Genomic DNA, 20,344 nt, shown 5'->3' with positions numbered 1-20,344 from the left:
TAAAATGGTATTTTACCAAAATTTGCAAAAACTATCTAAGAGAAATCACTTTTAAAGGATTGATCGGTTTTTCTTTGTAAGTTACTTCAAATTCCAAAGTATCGGTAACTCTTGCGATTATTTGTCCTCTTTTTACGTATTTTCCTTTTTTTATAAGCGGAGAGATTTTATCGAGGTTTGCGTAAATACTGAAAATATCCCCTCTATGTTTAATAACAATAATTTTTTTATCGTTATTTTCGCCTATATATACGACTTTGCCTGGCATAATGGCCCTGACAACCGCATTTTTTTGATAAGGTTTTATCGTAATTGAATCGTTATAAATTCTGATTTTATATACCGGGTCGATATAACTTCCGAATTTTTTAATAACCCTACCTTTTAGAGGAGGAATCGTTTTTTGGCCTCTATATACTGCCGTTTTTACTTTATAATTCGGCTGATAATTATTTTTTCTTTTTTTGATAATTTTTAACTGAGCCAATCTGTTTTGGAGGTTCTTTTGTTTTCTTATAAGCGCTTCGAGTCGTTTTTTATAAAGAAGTTTTTGTCTGTTTAGGGCTTGAATCTCTTTTTTTCTGGCTTTTAACAGGCTTAGCAGTTTTTCTTTTTTTGATTTTAGTTCTTGTTGTTTTTTGATTATCTGGTCTATTTTTTTGTTAATCGAAGAGATGTTTTGGTTTATCGTTTTGCTCTGTTTTACTATTTTGGCGATTTTTTGCGCGTTTGCTTCTAAGATTTTTTTTGAAATTTCGTTATATATCAAATCGTTTACGTTATCGACTTCTTGTGTGTCGAGATAGTAGTTTGTAGATAAAAAGTCGATTATTTCGTTTTTTATTCTATTTTCTTTTTCGACATAACCTTTTTTTAAGTCGTTTAGCTCTCCTAAGACTTTGTTTGCGTCTTTTAGTGTTTCTTGGAGTTTTGCTATTTCTTTGTTTAAAGAGTTGATTTTGGAGTTTAAAGAGTTTATGCTTTGTTGTTTTTTTCTTATTTCTCGAGCCAATTTATCAAGTTTGTCGTTCATTTTGGAGATAATGATTTGTGTTTTTTTTATCTCTTTTTTCGTAGTCGTAACACTTGCTCCGAAAACCAAAACCGCTAAAAATATTACAATCCACCTCATTTTTTAGCAACCACCACCAATATTGACGAAATTAACGATATAGCCATCGCTATAACGAATAAAATACCGAACTCTTTTAGATAATCGATATTGAAACTTATATTCAGTTCGTTGATAACCATATTGAAAAAGTAGCTGTTTGAAACAAAATAGATTAAAACGTATGTAATTATCAACGCGAAAATAGAATTTAAAAACGCAATTTTAAATAACGCAGCTCCTCTAAACCAAACCGGCGCTCCGAAAAGCTCCATAATATACATTCTTTCGTTGTGTAGAAGTTTCCAAACTTCAAGCTGTTTTACGATTAATAAAAATCCTAAAATTCCTATTATCACCATAAAAGTTTTCGTTATGATATTTAAAAGCATTAAAAGATTGTAAATTTTGGTTTGTGAAGAAGAGTGGGTCAGTACTCTTTTAACGTATGCTTTTTCTTTTAGTCTCTCTTCTAAATGTTTAAGCTCTTTTGGAGACGGCAGTCGTTTTAGTTTTAGCTTGTAAAAATATGGAAGTTGTACTTTGGTGAAGTCTATGTTTTTAAACTTTTTTTGAAGTGTTTTTAGTTGTTTTGTAGTATCTATCGGGATTGTCTTTTCTACAACCGGAATATTTACGCTATCTATTTTTGAAGTGGAAACGATAACGATAGAGTAGTTATCGACGATATTTTTTTGATATAGATGCATTATCTCAGAAAAAACCCTGAATAAAAATATACTGAAAAGTATCGAAATTAGCGCTAAAATTAACGTAATATGACTTTTAAGAGAGTTCATAAACTTCACCTTTTTCAATATGTAACTGTCTGTATTCCCGGCTGAAATCTTGAGGCATAGAGTGTGAAGCCACCAAAATAGTAATCCCGCTGTCGTTTGCCAACTTAAACAAATCCATAACAAGCGATGCCGAATACTCGTCAAGCCCGGAAATCGGTTCGTCCGCTAAAATCATTATGGGTCTGTGGATAATCGCTCTTGCGATTGCCGCTCTTTGCTGCTCACCACCACTAAGCTCCGCCGGATATTTGTCGGCTTTGTGGGATAGTTTTACTTTTTTGAGCTCTTTTAGAGCTAATGCTTCGGCTTCTTGTTTGTCGATGCCTTTTATTAAAAGAGGAAGCATAACGTTTTTTAAGATAGTCCATTCCGGGATAAGTCTGAAATCTTGAAAAACGACTCCTAAATGTCGTCTGAGTGTTGCAAGTTGGGATTTTGAGATTTTACTCATCTCAAATTCGCCTATTCTAAGAGAACCTTTTGGTCTTATCTCTCCGTAAAGAGCTTTTATGATAGATGTCTTCCCGCTTCCCGAAACTCCCGTTAAAAAAACGAAATCCCCGGTGTTTATTTTAAAAGAAGAGGGTTTTATGATTTGTGTGTTGTCGTAAAAAATCGAAAAATTATTCGCATCGACTATTATCGCCATTAAATAACCTTTTTAACTCCAAATGAGCTTCGTAATTTTCTTTTATAGGTGCCGGCATTTTGAAATATTCCGGTTTGTCTTTGTTTAATATGTAGATGTGTTCGGGTCGATTGAAATTTCCGATTGTAGCTCTTATTAGCTCTTTAGTTTCGTCAATTTTAAAAACTTTTTCTATATGTATAACGAAATTATTATAAATTTTTGGCTTAAAATCCAAGTTTTCGAGTCTTTTTTCGAAAGAAAAGTCGAAATTCTCCACAAGCGGCTCTGAAATCGTGAAATTATACATATAAATATCGAAAATATCCTTATTCATTTTTTTCCATCTGTCTTCATATTTGCTTGAGACTACGTAAGGTCTGTTTTTTTTGATTCTTATGTCTATTTCGTCGTAATCCAAAAATAGATTTAAAGAGTAGTTGAAATATTTAGGGCTGTCCGTTCTTAGATGTAAAAAGCCGTCTTTTTTTAGAGTTCTTATACTTTCGTTTATAAAATCTTTATTCATTACTCTTCTGTGAGGTTTTTTATCCCAAGGCACCGGAAAATGAACGTAGATTGCGCTTAGTCTGTTTGATTGGATTTTGCTTAGAATTATTCTTGCGTCGTGATTCAAAACTCTTATGTTTTCTATTTTTTCATGTTCTATTCTTTTTAATACTTGCTCGATTGAAGGTTTGTGAATTTCAATACCTAAAATAATTTTATCCGGGTTTTCTTTAGCGAGATGAATAAGATGCCTACCGCTACCAAATCCCACCTCTACGATATCGATATCACTAAGGTCGCTTGTGATATCAAGAAGATTTTTATTCGGTAGTTTCTCTTTTATGCCTTTTATATTTTCAAAAAGAATATTCGCTTCGTTTAATTTTACAAACTCTTCGTACGCTTTTTTTATATCGCTTATAAGAGGTCTTGTGATTTTGTCGTACTTTACCAAATAACCTTTCTCTTTCGGTAAAACTTTAATTAAGAATTTGGCATTTGGAGTTTTGACTCCTATTAGATTCTCGGCTTTAAATAAAAATTCGACGTCTCCCGATTTTACGGGATAGTCGATATTTTTTATTTTATCGATTACAATATGGGGCATTTATCCTCCTATTTCCACAACCGCCGGTTTTTTTGAAATAAGTCCGTATTTATCTACTTCGTAAATTTCGTATTCGTACTCTTTTTTAGGATTGATAGTGTCGATAAAGCTGTTTTTTGAAGTTACGTATTTTGTCGTTTTGTATTTTAAAAAGCCTTCTTTTTCTTTTTTTATAATCAGATATTTTGCCGCTCTGTTATCAGGTGAAGTAAAAATAAATTCGACTTGGTTTGCCGTAATATTTGTAGAGACGATAGGTTTTGCTGGTGCCGGGAGAGTCATTCCCATAACAACCGGAGATTCGTTAAGTAAAGATTCGGTGCCGTATTTTGATACGGCTGTTACTTTATAAAATCTTTTAACTCCGTCTTTTCCGATATTGTCGATATAGTAAGTATTTTGAGTTTTTGCAAGAAGCGAAAAAGCTCCCTGGGCGGAAGTAGAGTAGTAGATTTTGTATGCTACAGCATTCGGTACCGGCGACCAAGTGATTTTTATTTTTTTAGGTAAATCGACACTTGCTTTTAGGTTCAAAACCACAGGTGGTTTAGGGTATGTAGAAACTACGATAGTTTTTGAAGGATAAGATTTAATCCCGTCAAAACTTATCGCTATGATTCTGTATTTGTAGATTTTTCCGTCTTTTAATCCTCTATCGATAAATTCCACGTTTAGTCTCGGAGATAAGGTACCAATTGTTTCCCATTTTGCTTTTGAGTCGTTGAATCTTTGGATTTTATACTCTTCCACTCTTTCGTTTTGATGAGGTCTGAAAATTATTTTTATCATCCCTTTTTCAAGAGGTTTGCTCTCAACAGGGATTACGGCACTTAAAGGCGGAAGCGTTTTTTGAGACGTTTCTACCGCTAATGAAGGGACTTGGTTTTTATCAAAAGTCGCAATTCTGTATTTGTAAATAGTATTCGGTTTTAGCTTTTTATCTACGTAGATAGATTTGTAAGGGTCGTTTATCGTCGCTATTTGCGTCCATTTTTTAGTTTTTGGTGAATATCTTTGAATATAATATCCGCTCATATTTTTAACAGGGTCCCAAAATAGAGCCATAGCGTTTCTATCAGGATATGCTTTGAAATTTTTCACCGTCGGTAAGTTAGGGTTTGATTTAGGCGCCGGTTTGTTGTTTATCGCACATCCCGTCATAAGTAGCAAAGATATTGCTAAGAGAAGATATTTTTTCATCGTCAATTCCTTGTATTAAAGTTTTGAAATCATCAAACAATGGTGCTATTATACTAAGTTTTTGGCCGTTTGGATGAGTGAGATAGAGCTCTCTTGCGTGTAGCATTACACGCGGGATTTTTTGCTCTTTTTTTCCGTATGTAGTATCTCCCAAGATATAACGACCGAGTTTTGTCAAATGGACTCTTATTTGGTGAGTTCTACCGGTAAAAAGTTTTGCGGCTGTAAGGTTGTCTTGAATCGGTACGAATAAGGTTTTGGCTTCTTTTCCTCCGTTTACTATTGCCATTTTCAGTCTGTTTTTGGGATTTCTGGCAATAGGCGCTTCAACGCATTTTGCTTCTTTTAGAGGTTCGTTTAAAAGCATAAGGTAGTATCGACCCATACTTTTATCTTTTAGTTGATTGCTTAAGAATTCATGGGTTTTGTTGTTTTTGGCTATTACGAGCGCTCCGCTTGTTTCTTTGTCTATTCGATGAACTATTCCGAATCTCTCGTCTCCCGCGATTGTCGAGAGGCTGTAGCCTTTTTGTTTCAGCCAATCCACAAGTGTTGCTTCTTTATAGCTCGGAGCCGGGTGTACGACGACTCCAGGGGGTTTGTTTATTATCAGCAAATCTTCGTCTTCATACAATATAGGTATGTCGAAATCGGCTTTTTTGCTCTCTTTTTCTTCGGTTTTAGGAAATGTTATTTCTATAATATCGCCTTGTTTTAACTTTACTCCACCTTTTTTTATAGGTTTTGAATTTACTTTTACAAGCCCTTTTTTTATAAGTTGTTCTATTTGGTTTCTGTTTTCGTTAAGCTCTTTTGATAAAAATTTATCGACTCTTTCGTTTGTCGTGGCGATTATTTCTTTTTTTATATTTGCTCCTTTTTTTATAAAATTATACCATTCTTGCAATTTGGCCGCAGCTTGACAAAAAAATATAAATTCATTAAAATCGCATTAAAACTTCACATACCCCAAAATTCTACGAAGGACTATTTGTATGGAAAATCAAGAAAAAAATAGTGTTACGACTCAAGAAGAGTCAAAAAAGCAAAGAACTCATATTCCGGTTGAGGGCTATACTATCGAAGAACTTCGTCAAATGACGACTGACGAACTTATAGAAATAGCAAAAAAATTGGGTGTTGAAAACCCTCAAGAGTATAAACGTCAAGACTTGATGTTTGAAATTTTAAAAGCTCAGGTACAGCAAGGCGGATATCTATTATTTACCGGTATTTTGGAAATTATGCCCGACGGTTACGGATTTTTAAGAAGTATCGGTGGAAACTTCGAAAACTCGGTAAACGACGTATATGTTTCTCAAACTCAAATCAGAAGATTCGCTCTTAGAACGGGTGATATCGTAACAGGACAGGTAAGACCTCCGAAAGACCAAGAAAAATATTACGCTCTTTTGAAAATAGAAGCGGTGAATTATCTTCCGCCTGAAGAAGCGAAAAAAAGACCGCTTTTTGATAACTTAACTCCTCTATATCCGCAAGAAAAACTAAAATTAGAATACGACCCTACAAAATTAACCGGAAGAGTGCTCGACTTATTCGCACCAATCGGTAAAGGTCAAAGGGGACTTATCGTAGCGCCTCCAAGAAGCGGTAAGACGGTATTTTTAAAAGAGATAGCTCACGGAATTACAAAAAATCATCCTGAAGTGGAACTTATGGTACTTTTGGTGGATGAAAGACCGGAAGAAGTTACCGATATGCAAAGAAGTGTAAAGGGTGAAGTATTCAGCTCGACTTTTGATAAACCGGCTCAAAACCACGTAAGAGTTGCCGAACTTGTTATTGAAAAAGCAAAAAGAATGGTAGAAATGGGTAAAGACGTCGTAATTCTTCTTGATTCCATTACAAGACTTGCAAGAGCGTACAATACCGTAACTCCTGCAAGCGGAAAAGTCCTAAGCGGTGGGGTTGACGCAAACGCATTACATAAACCGAAAAGATTTTTCGGTGCCGCAAGAAATATAGAAGAGGGCGGAAGTTTAACTATTATCGCAACGGCGTTAATTGAGACCGGGTCTAAAATGGACGAAGTGATTTTCGAAGAATTCAAAGGTACCGGAAATATGGAAGCGGTACTTAGCAGAAGAATCGCCGATAGAAGAATTTATCCGGCAATCGACCTTTTAAAATCAGGTACAAGAAAAGAAGAGTTGCTTCTAAACCCTGAAGAGCTTGCAAAAGTATGGGCGATTAGAAATATTATAAGCGAAATGGACGAAATCGAAGCTCTTAAACTTCTATATTCGAAAATGCTAAAAACCAAAAATAATCAGGAATTTTTAAGTATTATCAACGAGTAACAAATTGAAGTGCGGTGTTTTTGACAGCGGAATAGGCGGGCTTAGCGTTGCAAGAGAGATTTTAAACGCTAAGCTTTTTGATGAAATTATCTATTTCGGAGATACCGCAAGAGTGCCTTACGGCAACAAAAACGAATCTACAATTATTCGCTACTCTCTTGAAGCTTTGGAATTTTTAAAAAACTTCGATATTGATTTTTTGATTGTAGCTTGCAATTCAGCAAGTTCGGTTGCTATTGAAGAATTAAAAAAAGAAGCCTCTTTTCCGGTAATAGGTGTTATAGAAGCCGGAGTAAAAGCGATAGAAAACGAAAAAAAAGATGCAAATATTCTCCTAACCGGTACAAAAAGAACTATCAACTCTCAAAAATACCAGCATCTATTAAAACAAAAAGGCTTTAAAAAAATAATTCCAAAAGCTACACCTCTATTCGTACCGCTTGTGGAAGAGGGAATTGTTGAGGGAAAAATCGTGGATGAGGTGTTTGATTTATATTTTCACGATATAAAAAAAGATGAAATAGATTTGATTATTTTAGGATGTACTCACTATCCTTTTTTGGAAAAATCTTTTAAAAAACACTTCAAAAACGCAAAACTTATTCATTCGGGTCAAGCTATAGTAAAAATGTTAAAAAACGATTTTTCTCTTAAAGAGAAAAAAGAGTCGAAAATCAAACTTTTTGCAAGTGATAATCCGGAAGAATTAAGAAGTAGAGCAAAAGAGTGGCTTAATTCTTCTCAAGTTTAAAATACTGCGGTTTTACTACTATTTCTTGCATAACGAGATGTTTTGGAGAATTGATAATATCTTTTACGATTTTTGCGATGTCTTGGGGTTTTAAGTGAGCCATTTCTTCGGATGAAGGCTTAAAAAACGTATTGTTATGGAAATTTGTTAGCGTTAAATCGGGAATGATATTGCAAACTTTTACCCCCGATTTTCTTACCTCTTCAAATAGTGAATTCCCGAAGTGTCTAAGTGCTGCTTTTGTAGCTGCGTAAACAACACCCATTTTTGCCGGATGAATTGCGGATGTCGATGAGATGTTGATTATAAATCCTCTATTTTTTTTGATCTCTTTTAGGTGGTTTTTCGTAAGAATCATAGGTGAGAGAAAATTTACGTTTATCATCTCTTCTATTTTTTCTATTTTAATATCCTCAAATTGCCCGAAATATCCGACGCCGGCATTGTGAATAATTCCTATTACGTCGTTGAATTTCAGATTTTTTATTTCACCGGGATTTGCAAGGTTTAGTGAGTGTTTGCAATTTCTGCATATTTCTATTATTTCGTAGTTTTTCAGCTCCTCTTTTATCGCCGCACCGATTCCGCTGCTTGCACCTGTGAGTATTATTTTCATAAAAGTCCTTTTATGTATTCAATTATCTTTTTTTCGTCTTCGTATCTCGCCTCGCCTTTTTCTATTTTATAAGGATACCAAGTTACTTCGCTGAGGTGAATTTTTCTTAGACGTTTTAAAAAGTCTTTATTCATTCTAAAAGCCCCGATTTCTATATTTATTTTGCTTAAATCGATTTCGTTTTTTAGGTATTTTATAAAATTTTTATATATTGTTTTATAGTTGTCGGTTTTGATTACGGGGTCTATTGCTATTTCTACATTGTAGCCTTTTTGGATTGCGATTTTTAACGATTCGACTCTTTTTTCAAGGGGAGGCGCTTTTAATTCGAATCTGTTTATCTCTTTTGGTGATAGAGAAAAACCTAAAAGGAAATTTTTAGGAGGATTGTCGGGAAGTCTTTTAGCGTTTGCCGATTTAGTTCTGCTTTCGATTAATAAATCTTCTCTTTTTCTTGCAAGTTCTATCCATTTTTTATGAAAAGGATATATTCCCTCAAATGCCAAAAGGTCGGTTTCGTAGCTTATTGGAATATAGGCGTTTTTTAGTTTTTCGGCTTCATTTATAAAATCGTCTTCGTTTACGAAAATCACCGGATATCCGCAAGGATACATACCTCCAATATAACAGTATTGGCAATTATAGATACATCCTAATATTTGAGTCGAATAATAAAAATTATCATATCCTCTATTGTTACAAAATTTACTTCCCTTGTAAAAGGAAATATTTTCTTTTACGGCTAAAATTATCCTATTTTGGGATTTTTGAAAATTGAAATTTTGATGTGTACGGTTAAAAACGTCTTTATAGTGGGAAATTTCTATTATTTTCGGTTTGAATTTGCCGATTATATAGTTGGTTAGAGGATATTTTAGAGCCTTTTTTTCTATATAACAAAGCATAATTTTTGGCCTTTTTTGTAGAAAGTTTATCATATTGGTGTCAAATTCAAATACTATAATTGTTAAATTGATGTAAAAATGATGTATAATTATAATAAGGCTTAATGCTAAGGGGTTAAAAATGAAAAAATTATTACTGTATATATTATTGATGGTGTTTAGTTTCGCAGCGGAGCATGAGTTTACTTTGACAAAATCTTATAATATTCACGGAAATTATAAGTTTATAGGTAATGCGGTATTAGAAGTAAATACAAATTATAATTATGAAGGTTGGGTACAATCTTTAGACGGAGATTGGGGATATAATGTAAATAACGGTCAAGTAGAATATCTATTGGTAAATAATTGGTGGACATACGTAGGGGATTTGAAAGTAAACAACTTTAATTTTTTAAAATATATAGATGTTGATAATGACAATACTACATATGATTCTTCAAGTTCGGATTTAACTATTCCGGCAGGAAGTAAAATTATATACGCAAGACTTTATTGGACCGGGTTTATTTATGACGATAGTGACGATATTCAAAAAGCAAAAGAAGCAAAAATAAAAATAAACGACGGCGATTATGTAGATGTAAATGTAGACACGCAAGGATTTAGTGATACTGAAGGTTTTGATTACGTAAGTTGGGATAGTCAGTTTATAAGATATATTTCTTATAAAGACGTAACTAATCTTTTTGATAATATGACGTTTGACGGAAATCCTATAAATATCACCGTAGCAAACGTTAATGCGGTACAAGGTTGGCATCGCGGTTTAGGTACTCACGGTGCGTGGAGTTTGGTAGTTGTATATAAAAATGCAAACGAAACGTTTAAAAATATTTCTATATTTACCGGATATAAAAGTGTATTTGATAATACAGTAAATATTAATATCAGCGGTTTTTATACTCCTCCGAGTGGAGATGTAAAATCAAATATTTCAGTGTTTGCTACCGAAGGGGATAAAGGAGTTTTCGGAAACGATTATTTAAAAGTGGCAAACAAAGACGGAAATTTGATAGATGTGACAAACAATACCAGCTATCCGAATGCGAAAGATGATATTTTCGACTCTACAATTACTACGAACGAACAAAGAAATCCTGATATTCAAAACAATATGGGTATTGATATCGATACTTTTCCTATAGGGGTTGACGGAGATACGAATCATCCTCAAATAATCGGAAACTCTCAAACATCAACAACGATTCAAGCATCATCCGGTGGTGATGCCTATATGCTTGATACTATAATTTTCTCTACAGATTTATACGTACCGAAAGTGTGTTATGACAATTTGGAATTTTACGATGAAAACGGAAATCTTTTAAATGCAGGTTCAACCGTTCCGGTAGGTTCAGAAATTATGGTTAGTTTCGATGTTAAAAATATGGATAACGAAATAGCTAAAAACGTTTTTGTAAGAAATGTTTTTGATGATAACGTAACTTCTTATGTCGAAAATTCTACCGATGTGAAAAATATAGGTGCAAGCAGTTTTTTACATTTAGATGATGGAGAAACCATAGATAATTTAGGAGTGTATTATTTTGATGAAAATAAAACGTGGAGTGTAGGTATTTTAGGGGATGATAATAATGCCTTTTTACCTACTACGACTAATCCTAATTACGTAGCAACTATTCATTTTAAAGCAAAAATAGAAAATGAAGGAAATATTACCTATAACTTTTTAACAAATTACATTTATACCATAGGTAATAACGAATATACTTATGATGATATTCTTCCTAAATGTGAAGATTTTGATAACGGATTAAGTTCATATACTCCGGTAGCCGGTAGTTTTAACGTCGTAGAACCTACTTTTACGGGAGATTTTGATCCTTTGGACGTGAATAATACTTTAAATGAAATTCATACGAAAATAGTTTCTAAACCTTTTGATATGAAAGTTATAAAACTTGACAGTACACAAGAGTACTTGGAAAAATTCAAAGGATTGGTAAAAGTAGATATTATAAAAGACCCTACCGATAACGACGAATGTAAAAATAATGAAGCATTATGGACTAATTATATTTTATTTAACAACAGCTCAAGCACGGATATTGATGATATAAATATGTCTCAAGCGGTAAAAAAAGCCAGATTTAGAATTGTGTATTTGACTGATGGAAACGGAAACATAGTAGAGGATACCAATAATGCGTGTTTGGATAAAACTTATAACTGTGTTTGGGGACTTTTAACTCAAATTGCTACAAGCAGATACGGAAACTCTTGTCCTACGGGAGACTTAAAAGACAGTGAATATTGTGACGTTCCTTGTGCGGTAGAGTGTAATTATAGAAGAAATAGAGTGCAAGGCGGAGGTGACGTACCTTCTGAAGAATGCTTAAAATGTATTTTCGGTGCGTATGGTGAAAGTGTTTGTAGTAGGGATGATTTTTCAGTAAGACCTGATAGATTTAAAATCACTCCAAATACTACAGGGAAATTAAAAGCCGGAAAAGTTTATACTTTTACTATTGAAGCTTTAGATGCTGACGGAAATGCGGCTAAAGGTTATGATGAAAAATTAAGTTTGGTAAATAAGTCTCCGTTATTGGAATACAACGATACGAAAGCTTCTTTAGGATGTCAAAGAGGCGTTTTATCTCTTGCGGACATTAATTCGGCTCAATTTACCGATGGGGTAGCTAATGTAAAACTTACATATTCTGAAGTAGGTGATTTGAATATGACGTTAAAAGAACTAAACGGTAATGAATTTGCAAAAGTGGATGAAAAAGACGGTGCTAATCCTAACGGTATATATATTACCGAAGCTCAAAAAACAGTTACATATATTCCTGATCATTTTTCATTGACTACACCTTCATATTTAGACGGAGGTAACGGATTTACTTATATGTCAAATGATTTGAATATGTCTAGTGTGCTTTCTTTTACCGTAAAAGCGGAAAATGCAAATAACGTTTTAACTAAAAACTATAAAAACGGCTGTTATGCTAAAGACCTTAGTGTTACTGTAACGCATTCTACCGTACCAGTAACGGAACAAATAATATACAAAGAAGAAAACGAAACCGGAATTCATAATATTGCCAATACGCAAAATATCGTGTTTACGGCTGTAAAAGAAAAATTTGCCGATGGAATCGGCAATGTTAAAGCTTATATTAATTTTGTAAAAAACTATTCTTCTCCAGAAAATCCGTTTACTATGACCCTTAATCATTTGAATGTATTGGATAGTGACGGGGTTAGCGGAAACAATGTTGTAAATCAAACAGCTAATTTTATTTACGGTAGAATAGTAATTCCTAATATCGCTAGTTATTCAAATGTAATTCATAATACCGTTAAATACGAGTATTATAAAAACGGAAACTGGTATGTAAACGGTAATCATACTAGTAATGCCTTCGGAGATATCAACGTAACCAAATCTATTTTACCTAATGTAAGTGCGTTAGCAGGTACTATTAACGGAGGATATCAAGATTTGAAATACGTAACTTCTCATCCTTTACCGTATAGTGTGAAAGCCCATTATGCCATTTCAAGTTGGCTTTGGTATCATCCAAAAGCTACAATTTATCTTGATCCGAGTGCGACAAATCTCAATTGTTTGACTCATCCGTGTAATAAAATAGACTTTTTAGCGGTAGCTGGAGGATGGGCTGGAATAGGGGATAATAATTCAACATATGCTCCGGAAAACAACAGAACCGTAAAAGCTAAATCAAGTGCGGATGTAAACGCTTCAAAATCTCAAGTAAGAACTATCAACTGGTAGTTCTTATTTTTTTTTATTCTTTATAAAAAATACGTGCCTGTGACTAAACGTAACAGTGAGTTTTTATTTTTTCTTCTTTTTCTTTCTATAAACTTTTTAATATGGATATAATTGTTTAACTTCGGATAAAGGATTAGTATGAAAAAGATAATTATTGTTTTTTTGTTTGTGTTTTTGAGTGCAGGGACATTTAATGTTGTAAATGATGATTTTTCAAAAACAACCGGAAATACGGTTTCCACTAATCCGAAAAGTACCGATAATCTACTTTATACCCAAATCGTTTATAAACCTTTTAAGTTTAAAGTTATTCATTTAGCGGATGATAATCAAACCTTGGAAGATTATAAAGGAGTAGTGATTATTAGCGTAGTCGATTACGATTATAGTCCAAATAATCTGAATGCGGCTCCTGATATTCCTAATACTTTTAGAAAAGTGATTTTCAGAAACAAAAGTGTAGTTGAAGTAGGAAATCCTAAACTTTTTGCAATTCCAATAGGAGTAAAAAGAGCAAAATTCAGGATGAGATATTTAATAAACGTTCATGACGGTCTTGCGTTTAGATGGACTAATGAAGAAGAGTGTAAGAATCAAATAGAAGGTAATCAGGATATTACGTTTTCTTGTATTTGGAAAGTAATGGATGCTGAATACGGGGATGAAGCTCAGCAGTGTTTGAGCAGCGCTCAAAACGGGGAGATAATCCCCAATTGTTTTTGTGCTCAAGAGTGTTCTTATGTAGATAAAATTAATCCTTTAAGCAATAAAAAAAATGAGGTTGCGAATAATCAGTGTTTGGCTTGTTTATTCGGACATTGGGGCAACATAGTGTATAGTAGAGATGATTTTGCGGTAAGACCGTATCAATTTATTATTGACGGAAACGCTACATATTCTAAATTAAGGGCCGGTCAATCTTATATGATAAAAATGAGAGCTGTGGGTTATCCGCTTCCGAATCCTGTACCTGCTGAATTGATTCCACCTTTTACCGGAATGGTAATGGATTCTCATAGAAGAATTCCAGTATGGGATTATAATGAAACTATTACCATAAGAGGTCATTCACCAAGTTTGGAATATAACGACACTAATGCATCAAAAGGATGTAATCCCGGAATTTTAAGTATCGTTAATCCTGTGAGTGCGAAATTTCGCCACGGTGTAGCTTTCGTGCAACTGCAATATAACGAAGTCGGTGATTTGAATATGACCTTAAAAGAGTTCAAAGACGGATATGAGTATGCAAAAATAGATGAAAGTGATAGTGTTAATCCTAACGGAGTACTTATTCAGGAAGGAAGTAAAGTAATTACGTTTATTCCTTTTGCTTTTAGTGTGGTAAATATTAATTTTCAAAACGGTGCTAACGGTTTTACGTATATTTCAAGAGACTTGAATATGTCCGCTAAACTTACTTTTAGAATAAAAGCTTTAAATATGCAAGGTACTGTAACAAAAAATTATAAAGCTAATTGTTATGCGAATAATGTGGATTTAAACATTACCCATAACGTGCCATTGCCTTTGGCTTCTAATTTTATTTATAAAGAAGAAAACTCTTCAATTAAAGAAAAAAATAACAATCTTCCTTTGGATGTAGTATTGATAAAAGATAAATTCATAAACGGTGAAGCTGATGCGAATATTTCTATAAACTTTAAAAAAGATTATCGAAATCCTAATAATCCGTTTAATTTAATATTGTCTACGATAACAGCAATTGATAAAAACGATCCTTTACCGTTATATTGGGTTTTAAGCCCTCAGGTACCGGTAAATAAATCGGTTCAGTATCTCTATGGAAGAATAAATATTCCTAATATTGCGGGATATTCGAGTGTATTGTATAATAATGCATCTTTTGAGTATTATAAAAGCGGAAAATGGTATATAAATAAAAATCATACTAGCGCAATTTATGGGGATATTAATATTTCAAAGACTATAATTCCATATGTTTCAATTTCTTTAGGTACGTTAAACGGCGGTTATCAGGAAATAAAATATCAACCTGTAGGTAAAAACCCTCCTTTTGGGGTAATAGGACATTATTCCATTAATAGTTGGCTTTGGTATCAAATAAAAGCTCAAAATTATCAAGATCCGAGTTCAAGTAATGTTAATTGTAAAACTCATCCGTGCAATAAAATAGACTTTTTAGCCGTAAACGGAGGTTGGGCCGGAATAGGGGATAATAATTCTAAGTATGCTCCTGATAAAAATCAAACCGTGCAAATTACAAATAAAACGGAAAACAATACTTCAAAATCGGTTGTAAAATCTATCAACTGGTAAATCTTTTCTTTTTCTTTTTGTTATAAAAAGTTACACTAAAAAATAAAAAAGCTCAGTTTATTTTAATATCTGACACCAATTTTACATTGGTTTTGTATAATTTTAAAAAGATATTAATCGAAGATTAATTTATCTAAATCGAAAAAGGGTACTCATGAAAAAATTTTTACTATTCATCTTTAGTGTAATTATATCTTCCGCAACTGTTTTTACGGATGATTACAGTGACTTTGGATTAATCAATCCTCAAGAAACAAGAAATATTTACGGAAACTATGCTGTAATCGGAAATACTGTTGAAGGTGTTACTCTTTGTAAAAGTCTTGAAAGTAACGAATCTATTACAATTTGTCCTATTAAAAAAGACGATAATTTTCATTTCTATAATAATAAATATATTGCTAGATACTTAATTACTTCGGATATTGATGACGAAAATATTAGTTTGGAATACGGTTCGGTTGCTTATTTAAAATTGCCCGCAGACGCTAAAAAAATAGTTTGGGCTGCTCTTTTTTGGCAAGGGCATATTAATAATTATTCATATTTATCCAGTAATTATACATCGAATATAAGTTTAGACGACGGATATGATAAATATTATACCAATCAAAGCGATGATCATAAATATATATACGATTATTATTCGGATATCAATCAGACTTATTATAATCTCTCAAACGATTTACCCGAAAATAATATAGATAAAATAAAAGATATGTATGCAAATTTGGTGGGATTGAAGATAGGAAATTATAACTTTAGGATTGTAGAAGCGGATGAACTTTTTTATAAAGGTGATAGCAGATATTTTTGTAAACTTACAAGCGGATGTGAAGATTTTAAAGGTGATGAAGAGAATCATTTAGATGATTTTGAAAAAAGAAACGGTGTAAAATACGGTGCATACGTAGTTTTGGATAGTAATTATTTGGATATGTTAAACTCTCAACTTTCAATAATTAAATCTTCGGGTCTTCCGATACAAATTTCTAATTTGGTTACTTCTCAGGGATTAGATAGTAAACTCGGGAATTACGGGGCATGGAGTTTGGTTGTTATTTATACCGAAGACACTCAAGATCCTAATGCAAAATTAAGAAGCATTAATATTTATAAAGGATTTAAAAATCTCTATTCGAGTATTCCTAATCTTTCGATAACGGTAGATCATTTAGTTTTACCTCATAATGGTGCCGTTGAATCTCAAATGACTGTTTTTTCGGCAGAAGGTGAAAAAAGCAACATAGGAGATTATGTCGATATAAACGATATTAATTTAACGGAAAATGCTCCTGGTTTTGATCCGAATAACGAATTTGACTCGGTATTAAGTGATGATATTTTAAGAATTCCTATGTTAGAGAATAATAACGGAATCGATATTGATAATTTTGATGCAAGTGTGGCAATGACTAAAATTAGAGATGCTAATCCTGATGCTTCGGAGTATAGTGCTACTTTAAACGTGCATACTACGGTTGACGGAATATTTTTGGGAATGATAGCGTTTGCTACAGAACTGTATCAGCCAAGAATTTGTTATTACATTGATACTATAAGAGATGGAGATAAAATTATTTATCAAAACGGCCAATTTATAGATAACGCTCAAATCGACCCGTCAAAAGAATACAATATCACAATATGGTATTCAAATATGAAAAAAGACCCTTTAGATGAAGATATTGCAGATGCTAAAGACGTTAAAATATTTATGAGTACCCATTATTTCGAATATGTTCAAAATACTACATCAATGAAAAATATCGGCTGGAACGATTTTATTCATCAGAGCGATGAACCAAATGATGATTTGTTTACATTTTATGCTGATACTAATTTAAGTAAATATAATATAGGTGACGGTGCGGATGAAAATAACGGAGGTTTATTGCGTGTAGCAAGTAATTTTGATGATAATAATGCAAAAGTTTATGTAAATTTTTTAGGGAAATTTAATGTAGATGAGAATGCTACACAAATTGATTTGGACGGCGTTTTTAATTTTAAAGCTTCATTTGAGACCGATTGGGTTAAAATCGAAGACGATAACGCTCAAGAAATTGTAAAGTGCGTACCATTTAATACCGTTGCTAATGTTTATACTCCTCCGTTTGGAACGTTTAACGCAGTAGAGCCAAATAATTTGCAAACAATACTTAATCAAAACAGTGATCCTGCTGATGAAAACGATCCATTAAATAATTTATATACTAAAATCGTAAATAAACCTTTTACAGTGGATATTATTCATATTTCGGATGACAATACGACTTTAAGCGATTATCACGGGTTTATTATGGTGTCGGTAGTTGATGCCAATGTTACTAATGAAGATGAATTAAATCATAAACAAAGTATATCTCCAACATTTGTCGTTTTTAACGGAAAGTCGGTTGAATTGAGTTTTAATGTTCCGCAAGCTATTAAAAACGCAAGGTTTAGAATTACTTATATTAAAGGTGATAGAGACGGTCTAGCTTTTAGATGGACTACTATGAATGAATGTCAAGCTCAAATAGAAGGTAGTGGCGACATTACTATGAGTTGTATTTGGGAGATGATGGCAGCTAAATACGGACAAGAGGCTGAAAATTGTATGAGAACAGCAAGTGAGGATATTCCAGATTGTTTTTGTGCTAGAGAATGTAGTTATTATAATAAAGCGACCGGTTATGGAGGAAATAATCCAGCTAAACAAAATCAAAGATGTTTAGAGTGTTTATTCGGTCATTTCGGAGAACATGCATATAGTAGAGATAATTTTTCGGTAAGACCTAAGAATTTTCAAATTACAGCTCCGAGTGGAAAATTGAAAGCCGGCGAAAATTACACGTTTACAATTAAAGCTTTAGACAACAACGGAGTTCCAAGTATCGATTATAATGAAACTCTAAATTTATCAAATGTTTCACCTATGCTTGATTATAATGATACGAATGCAAGTAACGGATGTAATCGTGGGGTAATTACTTTTATTACTAATCCTGTAAAATTTATTAACGGTACTGCTAATGTCGTTTTAAAATATAGTGAAGTTGGTGATTTGAATATCAGTGTAAAAGAAGTAAACGGTAGTGAATTTGCAAATGTAGATTCAAATGATAATCTAAATCCTGAAGGAAATTTAATCTCTACAGCAACTATAATAAAAACTTTTATACCTTATAATTTTGCCATTTCAACTATTTCATATAATAACGGAGGAAATGGTTTTACATATATCTCAAGAGATTTGAATATGTCGAGTGTTTTGAGTTTTTCTCTTATTGCAAAAAACAAAGACGGACAAACAACGCAAAATTATAAAAAAGCATGTTATGCCGATAATGTTGAAGTTAATGTATCACATTCGACGGTAACAAATAATTTCAATTTACTTTATAAAGAAGAAAATGAAACGGTCGTTCATGATACTTTAAATACATTACCTATTTCATTTACTGTAATTAAAAATAAATTTAGTAACGGATTAGCTCAAATTAATACGAAAATTAACTTTAAAAAAGATTATTCTTCGCCTGTGAATCCTTTTGTGTTTAATTTAACATCAATTAATGCTCTTGATAGTGATGCGGTTAATGGTAATGTTTTAGTGAATCTTAATGCTAATTTTATTTATGGAAGAATTGTGATTCCTGATATTTCCAGTTATTCTGGTGTTATACATAACAGTGTAAAATACGAGTACTACAAAAACGGAAATTGGGAAGTTAATAATTTCCATAATAGTAGTTTGGAAGGAGATATCAATATTACTAATTCAGTCGTTCCTAATGTTTCATTATCTTTAAGTCCTATTAGTTCCGGATATGAAGATTTGAAATATACTACGTCAAAGCCTCTTCCGTATAGCGTAAGAGGAGAATATGATATTTCAAGTTGGATGTGGTATCATCCTAAAGCGACGACTTATCAAGCTCCAAGCAGTACGAATCATAACTGTTTAACTCATCCATGTAATAAAATAAACTTCTTGATTGTTGCTAGCGGTTGGGCCGGTATTGGAGACAATAACTCTACTTACGCACCTGAAAATAATAGAACTATAAAGGCTCAATCAAGCGCGGACGTTAATGCTTCTAAGTCTCAAGTAAAAGCTATTAACTGGTAAGAGAGTTTAAAAACTCGCTTACCTCTTTTTTGTTTTTTAAAATAGGAATTTTCGGGAAAGGTTTTTGTTTTATTTTGTAATAAACGATTATTTTTTTAAGCTCTTCATATTGTGTTTTTGTCAGTTTCATTTTTTGATTGGCCTTTTCTAAAAATTCTTCTATATCTTTAAAAAAATCGTTTTTTTCATCAAGAAGTTTTTCTATAATAAATAAATGATTTTCGATTAAATCGGGTATGAGTTTTTTATCGGGTTTGATTTTTGGGGTGTCGCTTACTATCTTGTATAAAATAATATTCTCAACACTCAAAAACTTATAACAAGCCTCAAAAAAACCGCTGCTTTCCATATCCGTTAAAGAGTGATATTTTCCAAGTTTTGAGACAGTGAAAATTTCTTTTGAATTTTCTTCAAAAAAGTCCGGGTAATATTCAAATCCGCTATCGGTATCCGTAATTTTATGAATAAAAAAACCTTCGTTAATATCAAATTCATCAGAGCCTGCTATACCTATATTTAATGTTTTTTGAGGAAATTTTTGTAACAAAAGAGCGGTGTTTATTGCCGATTTTATTTTTCCTTGGCCCGTTATTATTAAATTTATGTATTTATTTTGGTATATTCCGTTTCGGGCTTTTAAGTCGTATTTTTTAATAATAGGTTCGGCTTCTATTTTGAGTGCCGTAATAATATTCAGCATTAAAAAACCTT

At 32.7% G+C, this 20,344-nt stretch carries 14 protein-coding genes; 5 read left to right on the top strand and 9 right to left on the bottom strand.

Going from position 1 to position 20,344, the window contains the following annotated elements; translation table 11 throughout:
• Window positions 1-31 precede the first annotated feature (31 nt).
• The 6 genes from EDC58_RS04735 to EDC58_RS04710 are packed head-to-tail and all read right to left on the bottom strand — an operon-like array spanning window position 32 to window position 5,763.
• Window positions 32-1,132 (bottom strand): murein hydrolase activator EnvC family protein, encoded by a 1,101-nt coding sequence (locus EDC58_RS04735; RefSeq protein ID WP_123352362.1) that lies wholly within the window; start codon window positions 1,130-1,132, stop codon window positions 32-34.
• The gene (locus tag EDC58_RS04730; protein WP_123352361.1) at window positions 1,129-1,911 is read right to left on the bottom strand and encodes a hypothetical protein; all 783 of its coding nucleotides are present in this window, start codon (window positions 1,909-1,911) and stop codon (window positions 1,129-1,131) included. The genes EDC58_RS04735 and EDC58_RS04730 overlap by 4 nt, the downstream gene beginning before the upstream one ends.
• Window positions 1,898-2,560, bottom strand: a complete 663-nt coding sequence (locus EDC58_RS04725; protein ID WP_123352360.1) for a cell division ATP-binding protein FtsE — start codon at window positions 2,558-2,560, stop codon at window positions 1,898-1,900. Before EDC58_RS04725 ends, EDC58_RS04730 begins: the two co-directional genes overlap by 14 nt.
• The gene (gene trmB, locus EDC58_RS04720; RefSeq protein WP_123352359.1) at window positions 2,535-3,656 is read right to left on the bottom strand and encodes a tRNA (guanosine(46)-N7)-methyltransferase TrmB; all 1,122 of its coding nucleotides are present in this window, start codon (window positions 3,654-3,656) and stop codon (window positions 2,535-2,537) included. Before trmB ends, EDC58_RS04725 begins: the two co-directional genes overlap by 26 nt.
• Window positions 3,657-4,856 carry a fibronectin type III domain-containing protein gene (locus EDC58_RS04715; protein WP_123352358.1) on the bottom strand — a complete coding sequence of 400 codons (1,200 nt, stop codon included), beginning with the start codon at window positions 4,854-4,856 and terminating at the stop codon, window positions 3,657-3,659. It lies immediately after the preceding gene.
• A complete protein-coding gene (locus EDC58_RS04710; protein ID WP_235823175.1) occupies window positions 4,780-5,763 on the bottom strand; it encodes an RluA family pseudouridine synthase in 984 nt (327 codons plus the stop codon). Before EDC58_RS04710 ends, EDC58_RS04715 begins: the two co-directional genes overlap by 77 nt.
• An 88-nt stretch (window positions 5,764-5,851) precedes the next feature.
• On the opposite strand from EDC58_RS04710, the gene rho reads away from it, so the two are divergent.
• Both rho and murI read left to right on the top strand, forming a co-directional pair.
• Window positions 5,852-7,177: a transcription termination factor Rho gene (gene rho, locus EDC58_RS04705; RefSeq protein ID WP_123352357.1), complete on the top strand. Its 1,326-nt coding sequence runs from the start codon at window positions 5,852-5,854 to the stop codon at window positions 7,175-7,177.
• A gap of 4 nt (window positions 7,178-7,181) precedes the next feature.
• Window positions 7,182-7,928: a glutamate racemase gene (gene murI, locus EDC58_RS04700; protein ID WP_123352356.1), complete on the top strand. Its 747-nt coding sequence runs from the start codon at window positions 7,182-7,184 to the stop codon at window positions 7,926-7,928.
• On the opposite strand, the gene EDC58_RS04695 is transcribed toward murI, so the two are convergent.
• Window positions 7,909-8,544, bottom strand: coding sequence for an SDR family oxidoreductase (locus tag EDC58_RS04695; RefSeq protein ID WP_123352355.1), 636 nt, complete (start codon window positions 8,542-8,544; stop codon window positions 7,909-7,911). The two genes, murI and EDC58_RS04695, sit on opposite strands and share 20 nt — an antisense overlap.
• Window positions 8,541-9,449: a spore photoproduct lyase family protein gene (locus EDC58_RS04690; RefSeq protein ID WP_123352354.1), complete on the bottom strand. Its 909-nt coding sequence runs from the start codon at window positions 9,447-9,449 to the stop codon at window positions 8,541-8,543. Before EDC58_RS04690 ends, EDC58_RS04695 begins: the two co-directional genes overlap by 4 nt.
• 121 nt (window positions 9,450-9,570) lie before the next feature.
• Here EDC58_RS04690 and EDC58_RS04685 point away from each other — a divergent pair, with 121 nt between their 5' ends.
• From EDC58_RS04685 to EDC58_RS04675, 3 genes are all read left to right on the top strand, one after another.
• Complete coding sequence (locus tag EDC58_RS04685) at window positions 9,571-13,215, top strand: hypothetical protein (protein WP_123352353.1); 3,645 nt, start codon at window positions 9,571-9,573, stop codon at window positions 13,213-13,215.
• Window positions 13,216-13,353: 138 nt separating this feature from the next.
• Window positions 13,354-15,516, top strand: coding sequence for a DUF6701 domain-containing protein (locus tag EDC58_RS04680; protein ID WP_123352352.1), 2,163 nt, complete (start codon window positions 13,354-13,356; stop codon window positions 15,514-15,516).
• 154 nt (window positions 15,517-15,670) lie between these two features.
• Complete coding sequence (locus EDC58_RS04675) at window positions 15,671-19,633, top strand: hypothetical protein (protein ID WP_123352351.1); 3,963 nt, start codon at window positions 15,671-15,673, stop codon at window positions 19,631-19,633.
• Here EDC58_RS04675 and EDC58_RS04670 read toward each other — a convergent pair.
• On the bottom strand, window positions 19,623-20,333 hold the full coding sequence (locus tag EDC58_RS04670; RefSeq protein ID WP_123352350.1) for a nucleoside phosphorylase-I family protein: 711 nt from the start codon (window positions 20,331-20,333) through the stop codon (window positions 19,623-19,625). The genes EDC58_RS04675 and EDC58_RS04670 overlap by 11 nt on opposite strands.
• Window positions 20,334-20,344 lie beyond the last annotated feature (11 nt).

The sequence above is a fragment of the Caminibacter pacificus genome (assembly GCF_003752135.1).
Taxonomy (GTDB): domain Bacteria; phylum Campylobacterota; class Campylobacteria; order Campylobacterales; family Nautiliaceae; genus Caminibacter; species Caminibacter pacificus.
The sequence above is the reverse complement of the archived record's forward strand: the minus strand, read 5'-3'. Positions and strand labels throughout refer to the sequence as shown.